12 protein-coding genes and 6 pseudogenes are annotated in these 23,002 nt (G+C 54.8%); 5 read left to right on the top strand and 13 right to left on the bottom strand.

Annotation, left to right across the window (positions count from 1 at the left end; all coding sequences use genetic code 11):
- A partial coding sequence (locus C266_RS09550) for a hypothetical protein (RefSeq protein WP_010808311.1) occupies window positions 1-812 on the top strand: 812 nt, incomplete at its 5' end.
- Window positions 813-2,214: 1,402 nt separating this feature from the next.
- A pseudogene (locus C266_RS09555) lies at window positions 2,215-3,214 on the top strand (transposase).
- A gap of 145 nt (window positions 3,215-3,359) precedes the next feature.
- Here the strand turns inward: C266_RS09555 and C266_RS09560 are convergent.
- Both C266_RS09560 and C266_RS09565 read right to left on the bottom strand, forming a co-directional pair.
- Complete coding sequence (locus C266_RS09560; RefSeq protein ID WP_010808307.1) at window positions 3,360-4,718, bottom strand: O-antigen ligase; 1,359 nt, start codon at window positions 4,716-4,718, stop codon at window positions 3,360-3,362.
- Between the two features lie 65 nt (window positions 4,719-4,783).
- On the bottom strand, window positions 4,784-5,911 hold the full coding sequence (locus C266_RS09565) for a glycosyltransferase (protein WP_036662308.1): 1,128 nt from the start codon (window positions 5,909-5,911) through the stop codon (window positions 4,784-4,786).
- Window positions 5,912-6,112: 201 nt separating this feature from the next.
- Here C266_RS09565 and C266_RS09570 point away from each other — a divergent pair.
- Window positions 6,113-6,712, top strand: a pseudogene (locus C266_RS09570) (IS3 family transposase); the annotation flags it as partial.
- Here the strand turns inward: C266_RS09570 and C266_RS26760 are convergent.
- Window positions 6,709-7,246 (bottom strand): annotated as a pseudogene (locus C266_RS26760) (transposase); the annotation flags it as partial. The pseudogenes C266_RS09570 and C266_RS26760 sit on opposite strands and share 4 nt — an antisense overlap.
- A 345-nt stretch (window positions 7,247-7,591) precedes the next feature.
- On the opposite strand from C266_RS26760, the pseudogene C266_RS09580 reads away from it, so the two are divergent.
- Window positions 7,592-8,097, top strand: a pseudogene (locus C266_RS09580) (IS110 family transposase); the annotation flags it as partial.
- A 15-nt stretch (window positions 8,098-8,112) separates the two neighbouring features.
- Here C266_RS09580 and C266_RS09585 read toward each other — a convergent pair.
- Window positions 8,113-9,233, bottom strand: a protein-coding gene (locus C266_RS09585; protein ID WP_371257057.1) for an IS3 family transposase whose coding sequence is annotated in 2 segments (ribosomal slippage) — window positions 8,113-8,993 and window positions 8,993-9,233 — 1,122 coding nt in all. Because the reading frame shifts where the segments join, the coding sequence is not laid out codon by codon here.
- Window positions 9,234-9,299: 66 nt separating this feature from the next.
- Between C266_RS09585 and C266_RS26765 the strand changes: the two are divergent.
- Window positions 9,300-10,043 (top strand): annotated as a pseudogene (locus C266_RS26765) (transposase); the annotation flags it as partial.
- A 52-nt stretch (window positions 10,044-10,095) separates the two neighbouring features.
- Here the strand turns inward: C266_RS26765 and C266_RS26770 are convergent.
- From C266_RS26770 to C266_RS09635, 9 genes and pseudogenes are all read right to left on the bottom strand, one after another.
- The gene (locus tag C266_RS26770; protein ID WP_168162887.1) at window positions 10,096-11,076 is read right to left on the bottom strand and encodes a glycosyltransferase; all 981 of its coding nucleotides are present in this window, start codon (window positions 11,074-11,076) and stop codon (window positions 10,096-10,098) included.
- Between the two features lie 293 nt (window positions 11,077-11,369).
- Window positions 11,370-12,448: pseudogene (locus C266_RS09600) on the bottom strand (ISL3 family transposase).
- Between the two features lie 264 nt (window positions 12,449-12,712).
- Window positions 12,713-16,558, bottom strand: coding sequence for a glycosyltransferase (locus C266_RS09605; RefSeq protein WP_144265769.1), 3,846 nt, complete (start codon window positions 16,556-16,558; stop codon window positions 12,713-12,715).
- Window positions 16,507-17,475 (bottom strand): glycosyltransferase, encoded by a 969-nt coding sequence (locus C266_RS09610; RefSeq protein WP_010808297.1) that lies wholly within the window; start codon window positions 17,473-17,475, stop codon window positions 16,507-16,509. Before C266_RS09610 ends, C266_RS09605 begins: the two co-directional genes overlap by 52 nt.
- Before the next feature lie 39 nt (window positions 17,476-17,514).
- A complete protein-coding gene (locus C266_RS09615; protein WP_036662314.1) occupies window positions 17,515-18,267 on the bottom strand; it encodes an SDR family NAD(P)-dependent oxidoreductase in 753 nt (250 codons plus the stop codon).
- Window positions 18,264-19,475 carry a glycosyltransferase family 1 protein gene (locus C266_RS09620; RefSeq protein WP_010808295.1) on the bottom strand — a complete coding sequence of 404 codons (1,212 nt, stop codon included), beginning with the start codon at window positions 19,473-19,475 and terminating at the stop codon, window positions 18,264-18,266. Before C266_RS09620 ends, C266_RS09615 begins: the two co-directional genes overlap by 4 nt.
- 130 nt (window positions 19,476-19,605) lie before the next feature.
- Window positions 19,606-20,784: a 2-deoxy-scyllo-inosose synthase gene (locus tag C266_RS09625; protein WP_010808294.1), complete on the bottom strand. Its 1,179-nt coding sequence runs from the start codon at window positions 20,782-20,784 to the stop codon at window positions 19,606-19,608.
- A gap of 24 nt (window positions 20,785-20,808) precedes the next feature.
- A complete protein-coding gene (locus C266_RS09630) occupies window positions 20,809-21,780 on the bottom strand; it encodes a mannosyltransferase B (protein WP_010808293.1) in 972 nt (323 codons plus the stop codon).
- Window positions 21,773-22,624 (bottom strand): glycosyltransferase, encoded by an 852-nt coding sequence (locus C266_RS09635; protein ID WP_371257058.1) that lies wholly within the window; start codon window positions 22,622-22,624, stop codon window positions 21,773-21,775. The genes C266_RS09630 and C266_RS09635 overlap by 8 nt, the downstream gene beginning before the upstream one ends.
- Window positions 22,625-23,002 lie beyond the last annotated feature (378 nt).

Raw genomic sequence — 23,002 nt, forward strand, 5'->3', positions numbered from 1 at the left:
TTGATGCAGCCGTCAAGCCTGCCGTTGATGCAGCCGTCAAGCTTGCCGTTGATGCAGCCGTCAAGCCTGCCGTTGATGCAGCCGTCAAGCCTGCCGTTGATGCAGCCGTCAGGACTGCCACTAACGATGCGACGGCTGGAATCAAGGACACCGTACTGAACGACTTGGAAAAAGGGCTCCCCGGGAAAATATTAGGCCAGCTAAAGTCACCCGACTTCGAGCCCGCACTCGTCGCTGCCACTACTGGCCGAAAATTGCTTCACGCGTACGACGCGGATGCAGAACTCGGCAAACAGGGCCATGTGAACTTCACTCTCGATGGAGCCTACACAGATTTCGAGGTGGAATTCAGCAACGTACGAACTAATCAGGACAACGGCGTGTACTTCGGTTTGCAGGTCTCACGCGATAATGGGAAGAATTGGGTAACAACGGGCTATGCTTTGTCTCAGCTTGAGGATCGCGGGATGGCTAATGGCAAGGCAGATACCGAGCTTCATTCACTAAACGCATCTGCGTTGACTTTGCAAGGGGAACTGAGCGCTCAAGCAAGTACTAGTATCTCCGGTCGAATCCGATTGGTACAGCCACACAAAAATGGGGTATTTCACCATTTCTTGATGGATAGTATTTCCACTCTGAAAACTGGAGAACACGTACGCACCGAAGGTGGTGGCGTTTTGATCGGGAGTACGGATTCGTACAATGCCATCCAGTTGTTTTTCTACCCCGCAGGCGGTAAGGCTACGGGGAACATTGAAGCGGGCAGGTTCCGTCTCTACGGCTTGACTAGCTCCGTATCAGGGAAATAGTAACTAATTAAGTATTGAGGCGGTACCGAAGGGACTTGCCGCGAAAGCCGCAAGTCCTTTTTTGTCTGGCCAGATTCGCCCGCAGGGCGGGGGGGATAGGTCCGTAATCATGATCAGCAAAGCTGAGGGGAAATGGATATAAGAACGATAGCCATAGCGAGCGATCAGCACGTGTTCCATGGCGCTGTCGGCAATGCGGGGCACACTTCGCGACAAGTGCCAGTCCAATAGCCCACGCGGGTGACAGTCGATCACCAGCGCCAGCGTCACCCATCCGTCCCGCCCCGACCACACGCGACACAAATCCGTTGATCAACGCTCATTGGGCGTCTTCGCCACCGATGACAGAGCTTGAATCCACGGTCTAAAGCCGACTGATTGCTTGCGAATCTGCCGGCCCATCAACTGGAACATTCGCCGCCCAATGTTCTTGTTAACACTAGCAGGTGCGCGACCGTCCGGTAGCCAACCGATGGCGACTCCTCAATCGGCGCTTTGATCGGTGCGGCAAACCTCGCGTCGACCTTGGGTGCCGATTTCACAGGCCCGCAGTGCGCCGAACCCAACGGCACAGCTTGGCAAGCGAGACGGCGATGCCGTCGGCTTGAAGTCCCTGACGGCTCGCCGCGGCCACCGCACTCTTGCGCTTGGCCATCCACCTATTGCTCCCTATCCAGACGAATATCGCAAAACGATACTCGACATCATATCCAACTCGCCTCAAAGGAGAAACGTCGAATTCTCGAACTACATAGCAAACCAGCATTTCGAAGGCGACGATCTGTTGCTGTTTCTTCAAACAGTCAAGTTGACATAATAAGAGCACAGCCTGAAATAGCTATTCACGCACTCCTTCCATCAGTCAACATTCCCGCTCACGACAAATCCTACGCACTTCGGCTGTAACTTTCGGCCGAACATGTCGCTCCGCCCAACAGATCGCCAACTCGGCAGAAACAAATCTAGGGTTATCCTCTGCGTCAAAGATTCGTCCAACCTCATATTCGGCAAGACTCACCGGCAAAGGAACAAACGTTCGATCGGATACTGTTGCCACAGCCACCCACCCGACAAGCGGGTGCCGCTCTTCCGATTGAGTAGGCACAGCGCTGAGCACGAGGCGGAATCTCCCCTCGTAAATAATTTTTTCCATACATACCCTCCGATGCTGAAGACACCCATCCGATTCAGATCTCGAATATGCGCAAATCGATGCTCAACACAGATCGCTCCGTTACTATGTTTGCACCTCGATAATCGAGGTTTTGGCCGGTCAGGCCCGGCATGATTTCTGCCCCCAGTCATAGCCATGTCCGGGGCGCTGTCACCGAGTCGGGTGGGTGGCCAGTGATCGCTCATAGGGGTTTTGGCACAGGAACTCCCGAGGCCGTCCGTAACGTGGATGCTGAGACTTGCCACCATGGTTTTTTGCAGACCGATTCATTTCCTGTGCATACCGCAATGCAAAACACTTCGTTTCCACTTCATGACGCCGTCGATGTCTTCGTTGGCGTCGACGTCGGCAACGGCCATCACCAACCACGCCGTAGCCCTCGATCGCAATGGCACGCGCCTGTACAACAAGCCGCTGCCTAACGATGAAGCCCAACTGCGAACCCTCATCACTGAATTCAAGGCGCGTGACCAACACCTACCAGTAATCGCATTCGCGGCCTGCTCATGCAGATTCATCCCGCGCTTGAGCGAGTGCCCGGGCCTCGCCTGGATCACCCAGCACGACTCGAGCTATACCCCTCGCCGGCAGCACTAGCCGCCGCCGGCCAGAAAACCCTCGCCAACCGCCTCATCAAGCTCGCGCCGCGCATTGGCAAAAGCCTGGCTGCTGACATTACGCAGGCTCTGTCCGAACAGACGGCAGTTGTGCCCGCCCCCCATGCCACCACGCTGGTCGTGCCGCGTCTGGCACAACAACTGGCCGCCCTGCGCAAGCAACGCGATGAGATGGCCGCTGAAGTCGAGCGCTTGGTACAAAGCAACCCTCCTTTGGCCGGTCCTGAGCAGCATGCCCGGAGTCAGGCTCAGGACCGCCGCGCGACTCCTGACCGAGGTCGCTCACAAGGCTTCCTCGGCCGCTCATCTCGCCGCTTACGCCGGCCTGGCGCTGGTAACTCGGCGCTCAGGCACCTCGATTCGCGGTGCCCCCCTCCCGGCGCCGCAACAAGGTACTCAAACGCGCCTTGTTTCTCTCTGCCTTTGCCGCCTTGCGAGATCCAATCTCCCGCGCTTACTACAGCCGAAAAATCCAGCAGAGCAAGCACCACGACCAGACGCTTATCGCGCTGGCACGCCGACGCTGCGACGTGCTCTTTGCCATGCTGCGCGACGGCACTTTTATCCCCCCCTTGTGCTTGACGAACTACATAGCCCGCCCTCCCCCTTGAGCAAGGGGCACAGGCGTCTCCGTTCGAACATACGCACCATCAAGCCTGCCGCGTGGCCAGCTTCGACGACGCCCTGAAGTTCGTTCAGGCATACACGGCTTGAACAGCGACACTACAGCCGCATTTCTTCAACGATCAAGCGACTTCAGCTATGACGATCGAATACATCCTCTCCTGAGCAAGGTTTTGCCACGCCGCCAGCCCCAACACAACCCACAGCAAGACCCGCAAGTACGGCCAAAATCCCCGCATAGACTGAAGCGGTCACCTTCAGCGTGAAGGTATCGACCGTCAACCCAAAAACAAAGAAACTCAGGACGAAAATCAGCCCCATGAGTGAAGTTCGCCGAGGGATGAGTTCGGCAGATCGGCGTCCCCGCCAGAACATCCACCACGGCATGGCATACAACGCCAGCGCAGCAAACAGTCCTGGGATACCGTAGTCAACGGCGTACGCAATGATCTGATTGTGGGTCTCTCCACGCCCCAACTGTGCCGCATGCGGAGAAAGGACTCCATCCTCTTCCAATTTCGCCATAACACGTTTAAACCCATTCGCACCGAGTCCGGTCCACGGCCTTTCCAGAAATAGCATGGCGCCGACCTGATACAACTTGAGACGAACACCAACATTGGTATCGTCATCGCCATATCGCATTGCACCGATATCAGTACGAGCTTCACCGAAGCGGGACATGACCGTCGGCGCAAATCTGAAAGGAAGCGCAAGCACAACCGCTATCACCGCCAGCGCCGCCAGCTTGGATCGCCACGTGCGCCCCCGCATGCCAACATAGACCACCAGCAACGCAATAGCTGGCAACGCAATCCACCCTCCACGAGACCCTCCAGCAAGCGATGCATATCCAGCCCCCACCGCCCCGATCACCTTTAGTGCAAGCACGGCGCAACTATCCCGCGCAAGCCAGTGAATCGAAACCAACGACAGCACCATCAAGACGGTCGCAATGTCGCCAAAATGGATCGGATTCAGGAACGCGCTTCCAATTCGCCCATATCCCCAATCCCGAGGTGCAAAAACGACTACGGCTGCCACTGCGACGCCTCCCAACGAAAAACACAATCCGCTCCATGACAGGATAACGAAACGCCGTGCGCGCAACACTAGAAAAATCGGGATCGCAATGAGGAAACGAGAGGCAGAATCAAATGTGCTCGCAACGAAATTTCCATGCAGCGCCTCACTGACAAAAATGCTGGCAATCGGTGCCGCCATGGCGACGCAGAAGATGCGTACATCGACATTTCGAAGGCTCAACGCCACTCCACTACGATAATTGCGGTGGAAGCATAAACGTAGAGAAATCAATGCAACCACGATAAGCAGAGCATTAGCCGCGTGGGGAATGCTCAGAGCAGCCGCAGGGAATACGGTGATCAGTAGCCCCGGGAGCCACTTCGCGAGATGGCTGGAAATACTATTCTTCGTGTTCGGCATAGGAAACCAGAACTTGTCGCCACGCGCCAACGTGACTTCGGCCACACATCGTTCGCCTCGCCTGAAGCTGACGGACACACCAACCGCCCAAACACCTCGCATCATGACAATCACGCCACAACGGCGTCGTAGAGTTTGCGGTGAGACGCCCCCAGCACCGCCCCAGAAAACAGTCGCTCGTAACGCGCTCTTGCAGCAGCGCCCATCCGCGACGCGCGGGCTTCGTCAGCGAAGAGGACATTTAACGCTTCCGCCATCAGATGAGGCGACTCAGGGGGCACAACGAATCCCGTCACACCATCTTCATTCACGTACGATGTGCCCGACCCAACTTCGCAGCAAACCATCGGCTTGCCAAACATTGAAGCTTCCGCGAGCACCATTCCAAACGCCTCAGACCGCAAGTGGGAGGGCAACACCAGGGCTCGACACCCGGCAAGCAACGCCGTCTTCTCCTCGCGGGAAACCTGCCCAGCGAATATGACGTTGGACGCACCTCGACCGACGGCAAATCGCTGCAAGCGCCCCAAACTCGGCCCATCCCCGGCAATTACGATATGTGCGTGAATTGATGACGCCGCCTCAATGAGCGTGTGCAGCCCTTTGTAGTAGCGCAGCGCTCCGAGGAATAGGAAATATGGCCGAGCTCCCAACTGCAATCGCGCAAGCACTTCGGGATCGAAATTCCTCGGGCCGTTACCCGCGAAATAATCACAGATTCCCAGTGGAATTACATGCAATCGCTCTGGCCGCCCCCAAGCTCTCAACACAGGGCTCGATTCCACATAAGGCGGCGAAGTCGCTATAACGGCCGACATCGAACGCAACATCTGTCGCGCCAGCGGTGCATAAATAAGCTTGAGTTTCGTTTGCCGAACGACATCCGAGTGATACGTCATCACCGCCGGCTTTGCTCTATCGCCCAGCATCCGCAACACATCGCCAAAGGGCCAAGGAAAATGAAAATGCAGAACATCCGCCCAACGGGCCAACTCTCGATATCGCAACAACGAGCCCAAACCGCCGATATCACAAGACGCGGGCGCGGCCCATGATTTCGCTCGAACCACCCCTCCTTCCGGGAAAAGCAATTCGCAAGGAACCGGATTTGGCGATAGCGTGAAAATTTTCGACTCAACACCGTACTCTCGAGTCGCGAGGCAGATTTGCTTAATTGCCTCTTGCACGCCCCCGGGTGCGTCAGGGAAATACGTTCGATATATATGGAGTACATTCATTTTCGGCATCGCAACAAGCGGCACCGCGCACAGCGACCGTAACCGAGAGACAAAATCGTATAATTCAAGAGCACCTCAAATTTTTCAGCAAAGAGCCTCACTACCGCACATTCTCAGCAAGCCCCCGAAAGCGACATAGGCCGAAGCCCAAACACACAAAGCCCAGACGGTCAACCCAGGACGCTCACGTGAGATAGTTCGGGATTTGGCTGGAACCACAAGCGCATCTACCGGATTTATCGCGGGCTGGAACTCAATATGCGAATCAGGCCGAAGAAGCGCTTGGTGCGCGAAACGCCGCAGCCGCTGTCGGTGCCGCACGCCATCAACGAAGTGTGGTCAATGGACTTCATGCATGACCAGCTCGTTGACGGGCGCAGCATCCGGACGCTGAACGTGATTGATGATTTCAACCGCGAGGCGCTGGGCATTGAGGTGGATTTCTCGCTGCCGTCCGAGCGGGTGATCCGCACGCTGAAGCAGCACATGGAATGGCGCGGCAAGCCGAAGGTGATTCGTTGTGACAACGGCCCGGAATACCAGAGTGCGGCCATTGTGACGTGGACGCAGAAGCAAGGCATCCGGCTGGAATACATCGAGCCGGGCAAGCCGCAGCAAAACGCGTATATCGAACGGTTCAACCGGACCGCGCGCTATGAATGGCTGTCGCAGTATCTGTGGGAGGACCTGGAGCAGGTTCGGGAGACAGCGGCCGACTGGATGTGGACTTACAATCACGAACGCCCGAATATGGCATTGGGCGGTTTTACCCCGAAGCAGCGGCTGGCCATGGCCGCTTAGAGTCGCGAACAAAACCGATCAACGAGCCGAGCACAAATGACGGCGCATGCAAGACGGAGCAAGGCGAGATGGGTCTGAAGCGAACGCTCGAAGCGAATTCGCAATTTGCCGAATCCAGCAAGCCATGCATGCGTGCGCTCAACACCCCATCGATGCTTGTCAAGGCGGTCGTTCTTCTCGACGCCTCAGCGACCTATCTTGGTGATGATGCCGCGCTTGTGCAAGTGCTGCCGACAACGCGCGAAGTCGTAGCCCTTGTCGGCGTGCAGTTTGTCAGGGCGGCATCGGGGATGACCACCAAGGCTCGATACTGACGCGCCGTCAATGCTGGCTCGGCTCCAGTCGATTTGGTCGTGTTCACGCAGGCGCTTGAGCAGCACGAGATGCAGGCGTTCCCCGGAGACCATCGAATTGCCAGTCTCGCAATCGACGCCAGCACGTCATGCCGCTGCCGAAACCTACCCCTTACGGCAAGTCTTCCCACGGAATTCCGGTGCGCGAGACAAACAGGATACCGTTCAACGCTGCCCGATCAAGTTCATTTCTAAGTTTTCTTCGAAACATGCCATCTCTAACGCCCATCGGGCAAGTTCCGATGCCATGATTTTGTTAGCGACTCTTAGTTTCTACTTCTCGCGCCCGTGGAAAACGGGAGCATTGCCGCAAAATTTACCCGCCCAAATCAGCCCCCGTTACTATCTTCACGCCCCGATAATTGGGGCTTTTGCCAGCCAGGCCCGGCATGATTAAGTCCCCCAGTCGTACTCATGATCCGGGGGGTGTTGTCACCGGGCCTGGTGGGTGGCTGGTGATCGCTCATAGGGGTTTGGCACGGGTTTTCCGACGCCGTCCGTAACGTGGATGCCGAGACTTGCCACCATGGTTTTTTGCAGGCCAATTCGTCATTTGAGCAAACTGCAATGCATAACTTTTAACTTCATGACGCCGTCGATGTCTTCATCGGTGTCGACGTCGGCAAAGGCCACCACCATGCCGCGGCCCTCGATCGCAACGGCCGTCGCCTCTACAATAAGGCCCTGCCTAACGATGAGACACAGTTGCGAGCCCTCATTAATGAGCTAAAGGCTCACGGCCAGCTCCTGTTCGTCGTTGATCAGCCCGCCACCATTGGCGCGCTGCCGCTCGCCGTCGCCCAAGACGCCGGTGCACTCGTCGCCTACTTACCCGGCCTGGCCATGCGACGCATCGCAGACCTGCATGCTGGCGAAGCCAAGACCGACGCACGTGACGCCGCTGTCATCGCCGAAGCCGCACGCGCCATGCCGCATACGCTGCGCTCGCTGCGGCTGGCCGATGAGCCGCTCGCCGAGCTAACCATGCTGTGCGGCTTCGACGACGATCTAGCCGCCCAAGTTAATCAAACTGACCTGCCCCCGGTTTTAGTCCGAAACGCTTTTAGAGTCCGAGGTTAAAAACTTCTGTTCTTCATGCGCCCGAGAAAACTGCTCGGGCGTCAGGTAGCCGAGAGAGCTGTGAGGCCGCTCTGTGTTGTACTCGATACGCCACGATTCAATCAAGTGCTTGGCGTGACGCAGCGAGACGAACCAGTGTTCGTTCAGACATTCGTCACGAAACCGCCCGTTGAAGCTCTCGATGTAGGCGTTCTCCACAGGTTTGCCGGGTCGGATGAACGACAGCGTGATGCCGACCTCGTACGCCCAGGCATCCAATACCTTGCCAGCGAACTCCGGCCCGTTGTCCACGGTGATGGATAACGGCAATCCGCGCATCTCCCGCAAACGTTCCAACACTTGTCTCACGCGCTGCCCAGGCAGTGAAGTGTCGACCTCGATGACAAGGCATTCACGCGTGTAATCGTCGACCACATTCAGGCACCGAAACCGCCGACCGTACGCCAAGCCGTCAGAGACGAAGTCCATTGACCAGCTTTGATTCGGTCCTGTTGGTAGCGGTCGAGGTGTCCGTTCGACTGCGGCAATGCGCTTGCGCCGTCGTTTGCGCACGCTCAATCCCGCCTGACTGTACAGCCGCCAAACCCGCTTGTGGTTCGCCAGCCAACCCTCCCGACGCAACAGCACGTGAATGCGGCGATAGCCATACCGGCGCTTCTGCGCCGCAATGGCCACCATTCTGCTCGTCAATTCGACGTCGTCGGTTCGGCTCGACTCATAACGGAACAACGACCGCGAAATTCCCACCAGCCCGCAAGCCCGGGTGACACCCATCGCGCGCTCGGTCATCAACGTTCGGACCGCTTCGCGTTTGGCTTGCGGGCTTGCTACTTTCGGGCAAGCAGGTCCTTCAGCGCTGCGTTGTCCAGCATCGAATCGGCCAGCAATCGCTTCAGCCGGCCATTCTCCTGCTCAAGCTCCTTAAGACGCTGCGCATCCGACACGGTCATCCCGCCGAATTTGGCTTTCCAGTTGTAGTAGGTCGCTTCCGAGATTCCGTACTTACGGCACAACTCGGCCGGCTTGAGACCCGCCTCGCCTTCCTTCAACACGCCAATGATTTGCTCTTCGCTGAATCGCTTCTTCACTTCCGTTCCCCTTCGTTGGAACGGACTCTACACCGTCTGCGGACTATTCAGGGGGAGCAGGTCAAAACCAGCAACCGCATTCGCGGCTTACTCACGCAAATTCATCCCGCGCTTGAACGCGTGCTCGGGCCTCGCCTCGATCACCCCGCCGTGCTCGATCTGCTTGAGCGCTACCCCTCGCCTGCGGCACTCGCGGCCGCAGGCCAGAAGACACTCGCTAATCGCCTCATCAAGCTCGCGCCACGCATTGGCAAAAACATAGCCGCTGACATTGCACAGGCGCTGTCCGAGCAAACCGTAGTCGTGCCCGGCACGCATGCCGCCACGCTGGTGATGCCGCGCCTGGCCCAGCAACTGGCTGCCCTGCGCAAACAACGCGATGAAATTGCCGTCGAAGTCGAGCGCCTGGTGCAAAGCAACCCTCTTTGGCCGGTCCTGAGTAGCATGCCCGGAGTCGGGCTCAGGACCGCTGCACGACTCCTGACCGAAGTGGCCCACAAGGCGTTTGCCTCGGCCGCCCATCTGGCCGCGTATGCAGGTCTCGCGCCGGTAACCCGGCGCTCAGGCTCCTCGATTCGAGGTGAACACCCCTCCCGACGCGGCAATAAGGTGCTCAAACGCGCCTTGTTTCTCTCAGCCTTTGCCGCTTTGCGAGCCCCCATCTCGCAGGCTTACTACCGCCGAAAGATCCAGCAGGGCAAGCGCCATAACCAAGCGCTTATCGCGCTGGCTCGCCGCCGCTGCGACGTGCTCTTTGCCATGCTGCGCGACCGTACTCTTTATCAACCAAAACCCGCCCCTTGTGCTTGACGAACTACATAGGGGCACCCCCCAAAAAGTCTTGACGAAAGTCCCATGAAAATTATCTGGACATTATCGCAACCAACTCATCGACGCACTGCGACCAAGTCTGATGAAAAAAAACACTCGGAATTTTGGCTTCGTATTGACTCACCAATGTCGGCGTAATCACCAATGATCTAATTATTTGGAATGCCTGCTGGTAATCGTATGGATCGAACATTAGTTCCGGAAACGGATTAATTTCTGGAAGACTTGATGTGTTAGATGTGACGCATACTTTCTTGTGAAAATAGCTCTCACAAACCGGCAACCCCACTCCCTCATAAAATGACGGGAATACAGTAAAAAGACTGCCTTTTATAAAGCTGACCATCCGATCATCGGAAACACCAGATCGAATCTCAACCAATCCTTCAAGTATTGGATCATGAGCGAACAGATGCAAAACATCCCCCGCCAACCAACCGGGGCGCCCGATCAAAAGCAGCTTAGGACATGCCTGGCCGAGCTCTTGCGCAAGATTTCGCCAAACGAAATATAGAAGAAGATGGTTCTTCCTAACTTCCATTGTCGCCGTACACAGCACATACCCCGCCCCAGCACTCTCCATTTTCCCCTCGCGGACGTCAGCAACATCGCAGCCAAGCTTGACAACAGCAGTTTCAGCAAACGGATCCAATAATTCTCTAACATCGTGAGCCGTACTATTCGAAACACAAACATACAGATCACACACCTGCGGCAACGCGCGCAAGAACTCACGAACGCGAGCACCAAAATCCAGCTCAAAAAAATGTGGGAATTTTATCGCAATGAGGTCGTGCACCAAGTACCCAAACACTACGAAAGGGCACTTCCCCCTTAACCGGATCAGCGCGGAAAAATACGATGGATGATCCCAACCAACTTCGGAAAAAAGGATCCGTTCACGGGGTCTTAGCACGGCCTCCAACGGTACGTCATCCGGTAACATATCAGGGCCGAAACTGGTGATACTGGACGCTAGACCTTCGAGTGAAACTCCTCTCTGGATTGCCATGAAAACTCGACGGGTTCGATGGTAGTAAAACCATCGAACATCTTGTCGCCGCAGTCCGCAACGAAAGATACTTTGCGCAACACGGGGGATTCCATGTGGCTCCGCTCCCCAATGCTCAAGAAGTGAAATCTCGATCCATACCTGACGCCCCTCCATCCATCCCTCCAATTGTAGTTATCCACATCTATCGGACTCCAACCCACTCGTCGTCAGGTCCAGTCGAGGACTGAGCCCGTCTAACTCGAAGAGTAATCGCTACCCGATACAAACATCATAAGCCCCCCCAAAAAAGTTCATCGTTGATTGCCGCGGAAGGCTGCGCGGATTTTGAGGAAGAAATATTCCTCGTCACGGTATCCGTAGGCGCGGCGTTTGATGACTTTGATGGCGTTGTTGATGCCCTCAACAACGACGCCGGTGTTCAGAAGGTATCGGCAGCAGGCTAGGATGCAGTGCCAGTACCTTGGAGGCGCCGCGCAAATAGTTTCAGCGCAGCGATACCGCTGTCGTTGGCCTGTGCAATCCATTGTTCCCACGCCTTTTTCGCCCAAGCTGGCTTTCGGTAGAACCACAGCCGCTTAAGTTTGTCGCGTAGCAAATAGACACACAGCAGGGGTTGGTTGGCCTGATCGACCCGGACCCGGTCGATAACTTCGCGCCCATACTTAGCAACGACATGGAACAAGTCGTAGACGATTTCGGCTTGCGGACAATTCGCTTTGATCTCGAGTTCGTAGGCTGTGATCATGTCAATCGCAACAGTCTCAATACGCCCGGCAACGCCCTCGGGGAGTTGCTCAAAGAAAACTCGGACGGTTTCGCGCGAACGGCCATTTCCAATCCATAGCACCGGCCGACTGAGCGGCTCGACCACAACCGTAGCGTTGGCCTTTGTGCAGCGCGAATTCATCCATCGCCAGATACCGGACCTGAGTCCAATCCGGCTCGGCAATGCTTGCTCGTAGACTCGTCTTGTCGATCGCTTTAACCGTATGCCAATCCAAACAATAGAACGCTGCAACGGCTTGTAAATTCGTCGACTTGAGCAGAATTTCACACGCCTTTGCGAAGCGTGCCGTGACCCACTGGTAACGCCCGAGCCAGTCCAACGTCTCAAGCCTGGTGCCACCACACTGTTCGCACCACAGCCGACGACGCGGCACATGCATCACCACTCGACACTCTCAAACAGGGGAAGATCACGAACCCGGTGCACTGTCGCCTCGTGGATTTGCGAGCAACGCTTACCACACTGCTCACATAGCATCACCCGGCTTGATGGCTTCAGATACCCTGACAGGGTGCGGCCATCCTTCGATGGCCACTCCACCCGTTCGACTCCGTATTCCGTCCAACCACCAAGGGCCTCCAGCGCTTTTCAATCTAGCGATTTGTCCTCCGAACACCGCCTCCATTGGCCTCAGATTATCAATTGCCCTGAAAACCTCCACGGCTTTCCACGATGAGCCTAAAAAATCCTGAGGACATTGGATCCATTCGCACGTCGGATAGTCGAGGCGCGGGCAGGATTTGCAAACATCACCTGACGAGCAGTAGCAGTCAATGAGGGAACCGTGAATGTACTCGTCCCAGATGGTTGCCCGAGGCAAGTACCCATGCATTCTTGCAAACTCGCCTAATGCCGATGGGCCTCCATCGTCACTAAACGGCCGAGCCGGTAAGCGCTTTGCGCCCATGTTTCCCATTTGATGACTTGGGAGTCGGAAGCCAAGTTATCCGCGGACATGTCTAGCCAGCCTTTTACGGCCACTTCGACATCTTCGGGCAGCACGCCACTGAAATAGAACGCGCCCCCCTCCGCAAGGTCACGGAACACCCGAATATCACGAGCGATAATCGGTAAATTGTGCTGTGCCGCCTCAATCAAAGGTAGACCGTAGCCTTCGCATTCGGAAGCTGCTATCAAACATGATGCAACGTCATAGACGCGATTTAGATGTTGATCGCTAATTCCTTGGAGCCAAAATAAACGGCGCCCCAGTTCCGAACAATTTCTAATTCGCTCTACCGTTTCGGGTATCGTCCCCCTGTCTTCAGACACGACCGACCTCCATCCTTCCGAACCTACAATGACGAGATTCACATCTAATCCTCGCCGCCATAGCCGCTCAAAACCTTCAAGCACCTGCAGGTACCCCTTTCGCGGTTCGACAGTTCCTACCATCAAAAACGTTGGGCGCTTTGCAAAAAATTCGAGGATCATTTCATCCTCGGCGGAAAGCCCCTCTGTAGCAAACGAGGACATGATATCCGCGCCGTGACCTGATACCAGTAAGCGAGGTAAAGGAGCGGGCCCGCTCAAATTTTCCGCCATCCAGTCTGCAACCTCCCTCCTGACGTCTTCGGAGATGCACACCAGAACATCTGCGCTCGCACAAACTGCTTCCATCCACGCCTGATGGGTTCCGTCAGCGAACGGAGGAAAGAACTCCGGGTGAGTAATCGGCAACAGGTCATGAATCATGAAACCCACCGTTGCGCCACACTCTCGCCAGTACCGATACAGACCACATTTGTCTGCCGCAATCACCCCGCCCGGGAACAAATCGAGTGCAACCAATACGTCCCCTTGCGCAGGAACAACAACATCATCCAGCGGCGGTACCAACCCGTAACCTTCCTGCGACGCAAGGTACCTCCGAGCTCGCCGAACCCGCCAACGCCCAGCCTCCTCCGCCAAAGCGACAGGCACCACATTAAACCCTGGAGGTGGCGACACAAGCAGCTCACGCAATAACGCCCTCGCGACACGTTCGATGCCAGTCCTCAAATCATTGCGCGTTGTTGCCGACACATCAAGATAAAGACATCGCTTTACGGGTTCGAAAATAAGATCAGCCGCCTTCTCTGCAACATCATCTGCCAGTGCTCTCGGACCTTTCTCGAACTGCCCCCAAAAACGTAGCGTCGCTTGTTTCATTGACTGGAGCGAAACGGATTGCACTACCTCTTCTATCACCCTCGCATATTCTTCCGCTGTCTTGCGGGGATCGTGCTGCTCTAGGACATACGCCCGCGCTCGCACCGCCAATTGCTGGCGCAACACTTCGTCCCCCCACAAGCGCTCTAGAGCATCGATCAAATCGTCGAGAGCGAACTTGTCTGCGAGCTTGACCAGAACATCGCTTGGCCAGTCGTTCATTGGACCGTGCGCGTTAATGATGAGTGGCACGCCGTGAGCCATGCAATCAAGCACAGTGCCGGACGTCTCACCTCGCGAAACGGCACGCAATTGCACAGCACAATCTGCAATCGAGAGATACTCGATGAAAGTCTCTCGCTCCACGAAACCCGTGACTTGAATTCGCTCCTCCCCATCAATGCTTGCGATCGTCTCATCAAGGTAGCGACCATAGTCAGATCCCTCCTTACCCCCGACGAAAACCAACTTACAGCGAGGATTCCCAGCAAGACTCGAGCGATGCCACGCATCCAGGAGCGTGTGATTGAGTTTCGAGCAATCCATAAAACCGAACGAGCACACGATGAAATCGTCCTCGTCGAATCCCAATTGGCGCCGCGTATCAAATCGATGTTTCGGCGAAGCCTCAGTCCGATGATGAGGAATCACATGGACTTTCCGTGCAAATTCGGCCCCATAGAACTTATGAGCAAGTTCCCTGCAGTAATCAGAATGAGCAATAATGCCAAGTGAGCTCAAGAATATGTCGTAGTTACACGGCCAATTTAGCTTTGCCGCATGGCCTCCATTATTCGAAAGGAATTCGAGCGCACCATATCCATGTGATCTTTCTAGTACCTTGTCCGCCGCCCCCTTCTCATAACCACTTTCATCCATCCAGAAGATCAGGCTGCTGATGAAGAAATCGTGCAACACCACTACACCAGGTATTCGCCTCATCAGGTCTAGCATATGAGCGTGGAACGGCGAATTACCGACCTGATATACGACTCGGTCGAAAAACGCACCATTGTCTTCGAACCATGCGACAGTTCGAATCTCAATGTCTCCTCCAAGCACCGAGCAATCAGCGAATTTTTGATCAGAAATTACCGTGATGTCGTATGTCTTTCGCAAAACTGGCAGAAGCTCAGCGACATAGTCTGCAATGCCCGTCTTCTCCGGTGGCACAGGAGAAACAACGGCCAAGCGTGGCTTAGCTTCTACAGTAGTCGATGGGACGTAACGGGTCGAGCACCTATTTCTATACGCAACACCGAGTTCAAGTGCGTGAATCGCACGCTGTGCCGTCTGGTCCCAAGAAAACGCCGCCGATCGTTTCTCCCCATGCCGGCGCAGCACTGTACGAAAATCCTGATCTGTCAGTGCACGGATCATCAGATCCCGTAACTGTGGCACCGATGTCGGATCAAACATTGCGTCATCATGCCCGATAACCTCCGGGAGGCTAGCCCGATTGGCTCCAAGCACTACAGCACCGCTCACCATTGCCTCAAGCGGTGGTAATCCGAACCCCTCGTGGAGTGAGGGAAATACGAAGAGTTCGCAAGCTCGGTAGAGCCCCGCGAGATCTCCGTCACCAACATGGTTCAATACCCGCAGTTGATGAGGGTCTAACCCGGCCTCGGAAGCAACACGCCGCATTTCCTCGATCTTCTCCGATTCAGCCGAACCGACCAATACAACCAACCGCTCTCTCCGAAGTCCCTCCGGCATTGCACCGAAGGCTCGCACCAACTGTGCCAAGTTCTTTCGCCTCTCCAGGCTCCCGACCGACATTACGAAAGGTCGATCGATATCGAACTTTTTCAGTAACGCATCCAGCTCGCCGCGCTCATACTCAATCGGAGAAAAAATATCGTCGCAAGCGGCTGATATGTTGACAACGCGGCTGCCCAACTCCGGAAATGCGCCCGCGCACTCCCGCCTCGCATAGTCGGATACGGATAGCAATAGGTCCGCTCGCTTGAGAGACGCGATTTTGAGATCGTAATAGTGCTTGTAATGCGACGGCCAATCCGGATCCGGATTCAGATATGGAATCAGATCGTGCAGCACAACGGACGTAAATGGTCCATCGCCCAACAGACCAACAGACGTGATTGCATCATCATCAAACCCTTCAAAAAGGCTAGTAATTATCAAGGCATCCGGATTAAGTTTTTTTATGAATCTCTCACGTGCAAGTTCTGCGATCCGAGCACGGCCGAAATTTGAAACATCCGACTCGGCCACGGGGCCTTCTGCCTCAAAGACTAGAATATCTTCGGAAGAAATCTCACCGAGAAAAAGTTGACACATATCCTCAACTACTTCTGGATACAATCCATTAAGAAGAACCTTGACAGAATGCTCGCCACGATTTCGAATCAACGCTTTCGAGAATGCTAGTGAAAATCGACCGATCCCACGAAGCCGACTGGCCGATTGCCCCCCCTGAATGTCGATGAGAATTTTCACTTTATCTCTCAAAAATTCATAAAAAATCAAATCAACGACTGGTAACACTGCACCAATGACGGTATAACCTGAGGCCAAAGCAAATGGTCACGTGCAACCCAAGTTGAATGCTCTGCCGTTGCCGAACTTACCGCTCGTATCCCCGCCTTAATTGAGTCAGATGACCCTGGGTCAATCCAGGTAACTGAGCCACCAAAATATTCGGTAGTCGATCCGACTCGAGTCAACAATATCTTCGCACCGGCCACGGCCGCTTCGATCGCTGCTATGCTTGGTGTTTCCAGCAAACTCGGCATTGCAAAAAATTCACAACCCGCGATTGCCGAACGTAGGTCTTCAGACGCGTACGGCAACGTGTCGACAATACGCAGCCTCCCCTCTCCCGCATCGGCACAAGCTTCCGCATAAACTTTGTCCCGTACTCCACCGACAATCACCATTGTCAGGTCGGGACGCTCCGAGCGAAGTAATTTGATGAACTCAAGTTGGTTCTTTCTCGGCTCGATATTCGCGACGTTGAGTACATACGGCCCATCAATCGAAAACTTGTTTCGAAATATTTGGGGGTCTGATTTGATCAAAAACTCGGCATCCGCCCCATTACGCACCGTGTAAAATTTCTCGCGAGCCATTCCATACACGTCGCTCAACGCGTCTCCCTCCAAGTCGGAATTCACAATCACCCGATCTGCGAGTTCCAAAATGTCCCAAATACAATCTGAGTAGTTTTTCCTAGTTTCGCGCGTCGCCCAAAAATTGGGACTAACCACGAGTTTTCTACCATTCATCTTCGCGTATGCACACATATCGAGTACGCTCGGCATTACGGAAAATACGTGGAAAATATGGTGTTTTTCCAGCAATGGTCGCCACATGTCGTAAAAGCTAACATGCACCCCAAAGCGAGAAAGATGGTGAGCGTAAGCGGACATTTGTCGCTCACCTCCGCCGGGGACATCCATCGCCCATGGATAGCTGTAGAACAAAACGTTCATAAACCTCTTCCCATTTACCGCCGAACTTTCATTTCGACATCAACCCTGGTTCCAAACCGTATGCATCAACCAGTCACGCCCCGTTATGCCTGATGCCTCTTCGGACAATATGAATGCCACTAGATTTGCCACCTCAGTCGGGGTGTTAAACCGTTTCAACTCAAGCGGGGCGCAAATGTCCCGATAAAATCGCTCAACGGTCGCGCCACGCTTTGCCGCCATACGAGCAACGTCCTTCATCGACATCTCTGTTCCGACCCAGCCGGGACACACGGCATTAACCGTAACACCTTGATCCCCCAGCTCCTTTGCCCAGCATTTCGTCATGCCGATCAAGCCAAATTTCGACGCGCAATATGCGGAATACCCAGCCCGTCCTTCATGACCAAGCTGCGATGCAATGTTGACGATGCGACCGGGGCGAGAGACATGTGGCATTAGACCTTTTGTCAAGAGATAGGGTGCAGTTAGATTAGTCAACAACACATCATCCAATGGGTCATCACCAGATTCGAGTAACCCCAACGTCCTACATATACCAGCGTTGTTCACGATGCCCCATAGCTCGCCTTTCCATGCTCTCGCGAACACTTTGACCGCGCTCACGTCTGCGAGATCTAGTGCGTGGACGCGAGCCCCTGGTTGCCGCGCAATTGCTTTCTCTCGCAGATCATTCGCTGATACGTCACAGCTCGTGAGCAAATCCAGCACGTATCCTTTTTCAGCCAGTGTCTCGGCAATCGCAAAACCTATGCCACGACTAGCTCCCGTAACTAAAACGCGTTTGCTCATCGCTGCTCCCCGATCCAGAAAAACTCGTCGCCATGCATTCTCCCGAGCGCTGACATCAATTGCCTCGCGGAATCTCGCCATGAGAGCACTCGCATCTGGTCAGGATAAGTGCACCGGCCAGTGTCTCTATCCGTCAACCACCGGCGAAGCAGACCTTGAAGCTCTCCCGCCGACGATTCCTGGAAGTAGGTTGCCGCCTCGCCGCAAACTTCGCGAAACACGGGGATATCGCGAACGATTAGTGGAAGCCGATAGTGGGCAGCCTCCACCAATGGCAAGCCGAACCCCTCAGCCAACGAAAGGGCAAGCATTGCGGACGAAGCCATATACACCTGACAAAGATATTCGTCGCTAATACCATCCAACCAGAACAACTGCGTACCTAATCGTGGATGACTCCTGATACGCTCAATCAGGTGCTCCATTCGCCACCCTTGCCTACCGACAAATACCAGCCTGACATCCTCGCCTTGTGCCCAGAACCCCTCCATCGCATCAAGCGCAATTTCGTGCCCTTTACGCGGCTCCAAAGTCCCCACCATTAAGAATGTTGTTGATGACTTAATGCGACTCAACACGTCGACTGCGTCGCAAGGCAAACCGGATGATGGGCGACTCTCAGCGATATCCGAACCCAAATGAAAATAGTCCAGCCTGGGCGGGATGCGACGTTTAGGCGGATGCGTTGCCAGCCACGCCTCGACGTCATTGCGAACCTCGGCGGAAATACATAACAGTCCATCACTCTCTTCGCCAACGCATTCGAACCAATAGCGGAAGAGTTTCAGATAATCATTGCCTTCGAACCAAGCATTCGTGCCCTCGAACCACTCCGGATGCATCAGCGGAATTAGGTCATGGATCACGAAATAAATACCGACACCGCATGAACGAAAACGGCTGAGTTCGTCGCGCAACGATCGAGTCATGTTGTACGCGAGATCCACACTCAGGAATATGTCTCCAGCGGCAGGTTCAATTGCAACGTCGCTCGATGAATTAAGATTCACCTCACACAGCGGTTGGTCAAATGAGGTCACCGCAAAATATCTCCCCACCCGAGCATCCCCTCGCACCGCAACCACATACCAGCCAAGTGGCGGGGCTTGTCTGAGCGCCTGCAGCAACGCTCGTGTCACCCGTTGAATCCCTGTTCCCTTATCGAACCGGGTCAATTCGGTCACATCAAAGAGCAATCGATGGCCCATGAAACCCCATTCCCAAACGAGCCTCGAACACCACCTCAGATGACAGATGGCGCCAGTCGGCAATTGTTGTAAAGCTATGCTGCATGGTCTTCAAGATTACGTATCGATAGGTAAGGTCGGCATCGAGTGACTAGCAGACACACACAATCTCACGCTGCCCATGTCGCCGATTCCTCTCAATTGCGTCAAAGATGACCGACTGTTCGACGTAGTGACCGAAATTTCCGTTGTCAGTCGGCGCCATCACGCCAGCAGTTCGCACCAGCCCCATATACGCTTTACCCTCAAGAAAATGCTTGTCGTAACGCATCTTTTCCCAAAGATCGGAAAGCGAGAGCGCATCCGGGACTGACGTTGGCAAACCAATTCGGCGAAATACATCGTAATGCCGCTCAACGGTTTCCTCATCCGACAATCCCAGTAGTAGCGCCACTTCAGCGGATACACACATTCCGATTGCTATCGCCTCTCCGTGGTAGACATCACCATCTGACAAGTGCTCGATAGCATGCCCAATCGCGTGACCATATTGCTTCAGCGTTTCGTCATAGTCAGAATCAAGATCACCGCTCATGACCTCAAGTTTGAGCGCAATCGACCTGGTCACGACCTCTGACAAAAAAACCGTGTCCGTCAGATGCTCGCTGTGCGACATTAGGTACGATAAGAATCGGGAATCCTGGCAGATCGCATGCTTTATCGTCTCGGCGAGCCCGTCGCGAATCAAGCGCACGTCAAGCGTGCGCAACACCAGCGGGTCAACAATGATCTTGGAGGCAGGGTAATAGCTTCCGACCAAATTCTTGCCATGATCGAAGTTGATCGCCTGTTTGAAATCAATTGCTGCATCGACCTGTGACAATAGACTTGTCGGGAAATGCACGAGCCCAATCCCACGGTATAGCGTCGACGCCAGGAAGCCCGCGAGATTGTTCACAACCCCTCCCCCAAGACTGAAAATAACCGAGTGCTTGTCAAAGCCATAGTCCAGTGCCTTCCCAACCAAACCTGAATACACATTGAAACTCTTCGAGCTTTCGCTCGCGGGCACGACCAGCGTACGAACAGAACGCCCCGAGCGCTCAATACCCTCAAGTACGTTTCGCAGATATAGTTTCTCTACGTTCTTATCCGTGACGAGGAGATGCTTAGATGACTTACGAATATGATCAAAAACCCCCATCTCATCAAGGTGACGAAGAGCATCATTCCTAACAACAACGTCACTTTCCAGTGTTCGATGCGCGCGAAAACTAAAAGTTTGGGATTCGTTTTTTTCTCTCATATGCCCCAGAAGAATGACTGTCATCTCCGCGTGAGGATTCATCGCAGCTCAGGGCCGAACACGTAGCACACGAGCCAATGGCTCGAGACACTGTGGCATCAGATGCCTGTTGTGGACATTGCACCTCAACTGCCGAGAAACTGGCGTATTGAGGGCTGCAGTCACCCCGGCCCGAATGGATTCGGTCGATAACGGATCCACATGATGCACTAACGTAAAATCGAAATGCTCTGCCGTCCACGGACCTGCGGAGAGAACCAGCGGCACGCACGAAAGAGCCGCTTCGAATGACGAAAAACCCGGAGGCTCGAGCGACACTTCGATAAATGCTTTCGCCCCATGCAGGGCGGAACGCAGCATTTCCGACTTCGGCACCAAGTGCGGTAGGAACTTGAAATGCGACGGTGCCACTTTAACGCACGCCTCGTAGTAGTCACGGTCGCGGTAGTCGCCGACGATAACAAGGGGAATCTGGGAATCACGCAACGCGCGAATAGCCGTCAGCTGATTTTTGCTCTCTTCGACCATTCCGAGGGAAAGCAGATAGTCGCCTAGCCTGTGCGTTTTTCTGAACAGATGCCTGTCGACAGATTCTTCAAAGCACGAATCCACTCCCCAGCGACAATAAACGACCTTAGATGCCGCCGGCATGACATGCCCGGCCACGTTCTCGTACTCAGATCGTGACTTGAACACAATGACATCAGCGAGCTCAAAGAACTCAGCTGTACACGATTTTTCATCGCCCCCTGGGGAGCCCGTCCACCATAAGCCCGGCATGAGCACCAGCTTCTTGCCCGCAGCCTTTACCGCGCGCACGAAGTCTATCCCGGTCGGCATCACGGAGTAATGCAACACCACGTCGTATCTGTCGAGCGGTTGTGAAGTAGGGCCGTATAGATCAGCCTTGACTTCAAGTAGTCTGAGATTGGCTAGCAAGTCGACCAGCTCCAACTCCCCCCCACCGCGGTGCAGGAACGCGGTCGGATAGGTCGTGATAAGGACCTTCGATTCACTCATTTCCTATTCCCTTGCTAGTTCCTGGCGATCCATCTGGCTGATCAAAGCCGGCAAGAAGCGGCCGAATGCAATCCAGCATTTTTGCAATGCGGGCATCCCAGGTATTGTCACCAACGTAGTCACTTGATTCGTCGGCAGTCAACCGCCCACGGTGTAGCTGGCGCGCAATCGCAGCAACAAACTCATCCGGCGTCCCACCAACTTCGAGGCCGTCGAATCCCCCCCGTATGAAATCGAGAGGCGTGGACACGACAGGTAGTCCCGCCGCCAAGTACTCGAAGAATTTCATCGGGAACATTGCCTGCGTGTAGGTGTTCAACGATGTGGGGAGCAATCCGACACTCATTCCGCGTAAGTACAACGGCAAGTCCTCATAGCTTCGGTAGCCTATGAAGTGCACGTTGGGATACGCCCTCAACTGGGAAATCACTTCGTTCCGCTGTCCCTCGCGCTCTTCGCCAATAAAGATCCATTGCCAAGCCGGGGCCTTATTAACCGCAGCCAAGATCAGCGAGAAATCCAACTTAAAATCGGACAGGACGCCGTGATACACGAGACGCGGACAGGGAATTACCTCGAGATCGGCCGGTAACCTACCCGATGTCAGTGCTTGCCTAAAATGGGCCACGTCGGCCACATTACCGAAATAGTGCGTGTTGGCATTAAATGGTAGACATCTTTCGAGCAAACGAATCGTCGTGGTGAAGACCACCGCGCACTCCCGAAGGAGCTCCTGCTCGGCTCCGTTGAGCATTGCGGCGTCAGTGCCAGGAACTGCGGCGAGATCATCGACACAGTGATAGACCAACGGCCCATGCTGTAGGTGTCCGACAGAATCGAGCATGAATGGATGGTATGTCCAAATCACGGGATCAACGAGTTCTTGCTTGCGCGCGAAGCGTGCGATGCTCCAACCTAGCAATGATTGGTTGAAGAACCGCACAATTGGCCAATGATGTTTAAACGGGAACATCAACGGCGAAATTACCCAAGTGTTCTTTGCGCAGTGCCATGGCCCGATAAAGTTGGAACGCAGCCCCCGCCAAAGTCGGCGCCACGTGCGCACCCAGTCGGTACCACTCGTAATCTTCGGCGGGCGCAGACCCGGACTTTCTATGTAGAGCACCCGCCAACCCAACCGAGTTAAGGTTCGGGCCGTGTGCTGTTTGTTCGTCAGATAGGGGGCGTCCCAATCCGCCGTGGAAAACAATATGCAATCCCC

Source organism: Pandoraea sp. SD6-2 (genome assembly GCF_000389825.1).
Taxonomy (GTDB): Bacteria; Pseudomonadota; Gammaproteobacteria; order Burkholderiales; family Burkholderiaceae; genus Pandoraea; species Pandoraea communis.

Bases quoted from the DNA above. Each gene is read 5' to 3' on its own strand.
- C266_RS09565 (WP_036662308.1), bottom strand. From the start codon at position 5,911: ATGAATGTACTCCATATATATCGAACGTATTTCCCTGACGCACCCGGG.
- C266_RS26770 (WP_168162887.1), bottom strand. From the start codon at position 11,076: ATGGCAATCCAGAGAGGAGTTTCACTCGAAGGTCTAGCGTCCAGTATC.
- C266_RS09610 (WP_010808297.1), bottom strand. From the start codon at position 17,475: ATGAACGTTTTGTTCTACAGCTATCCATGGGCGATGGATGTCCCCGGC.
- C266_RS09615 (WP_036662314.1), bottom strand. From the start codon at position 18,267: ATGAGCAAACGCGTTTTAGTTACGGGAGCTAGTCGTGGCATAGGTTTT.
- C266_RS09620 (WP_010808295.1), bottom strand. From the start codon at position 19,475: ATGGGCCATCGATTGCTCTTTGATGTGACCGAATTGACCCGGTTCGAT.
- C266_RS09625 (WP_010808294.1), bottom strand. From the start codon at position 20,784: ATGACAGTCATTCTTCTGGGGCATATGAGAGAAAAAAACGAATCCCAA.
- C266_RS09630 (WP_010808293.1), bottom strand. From the start codon at position 21,780: ATGAGTGAATCGAAGGTCCTTATCACGACCTATCCGACCGCGTTCCTG.
- C266_RS09635 (WP_371257058.1), bottom strand. From the start codon at position 22,624: ATGCTCGATTCTGTCGGACACCTACAGCATGGGCCGTTGGTCTATCAC.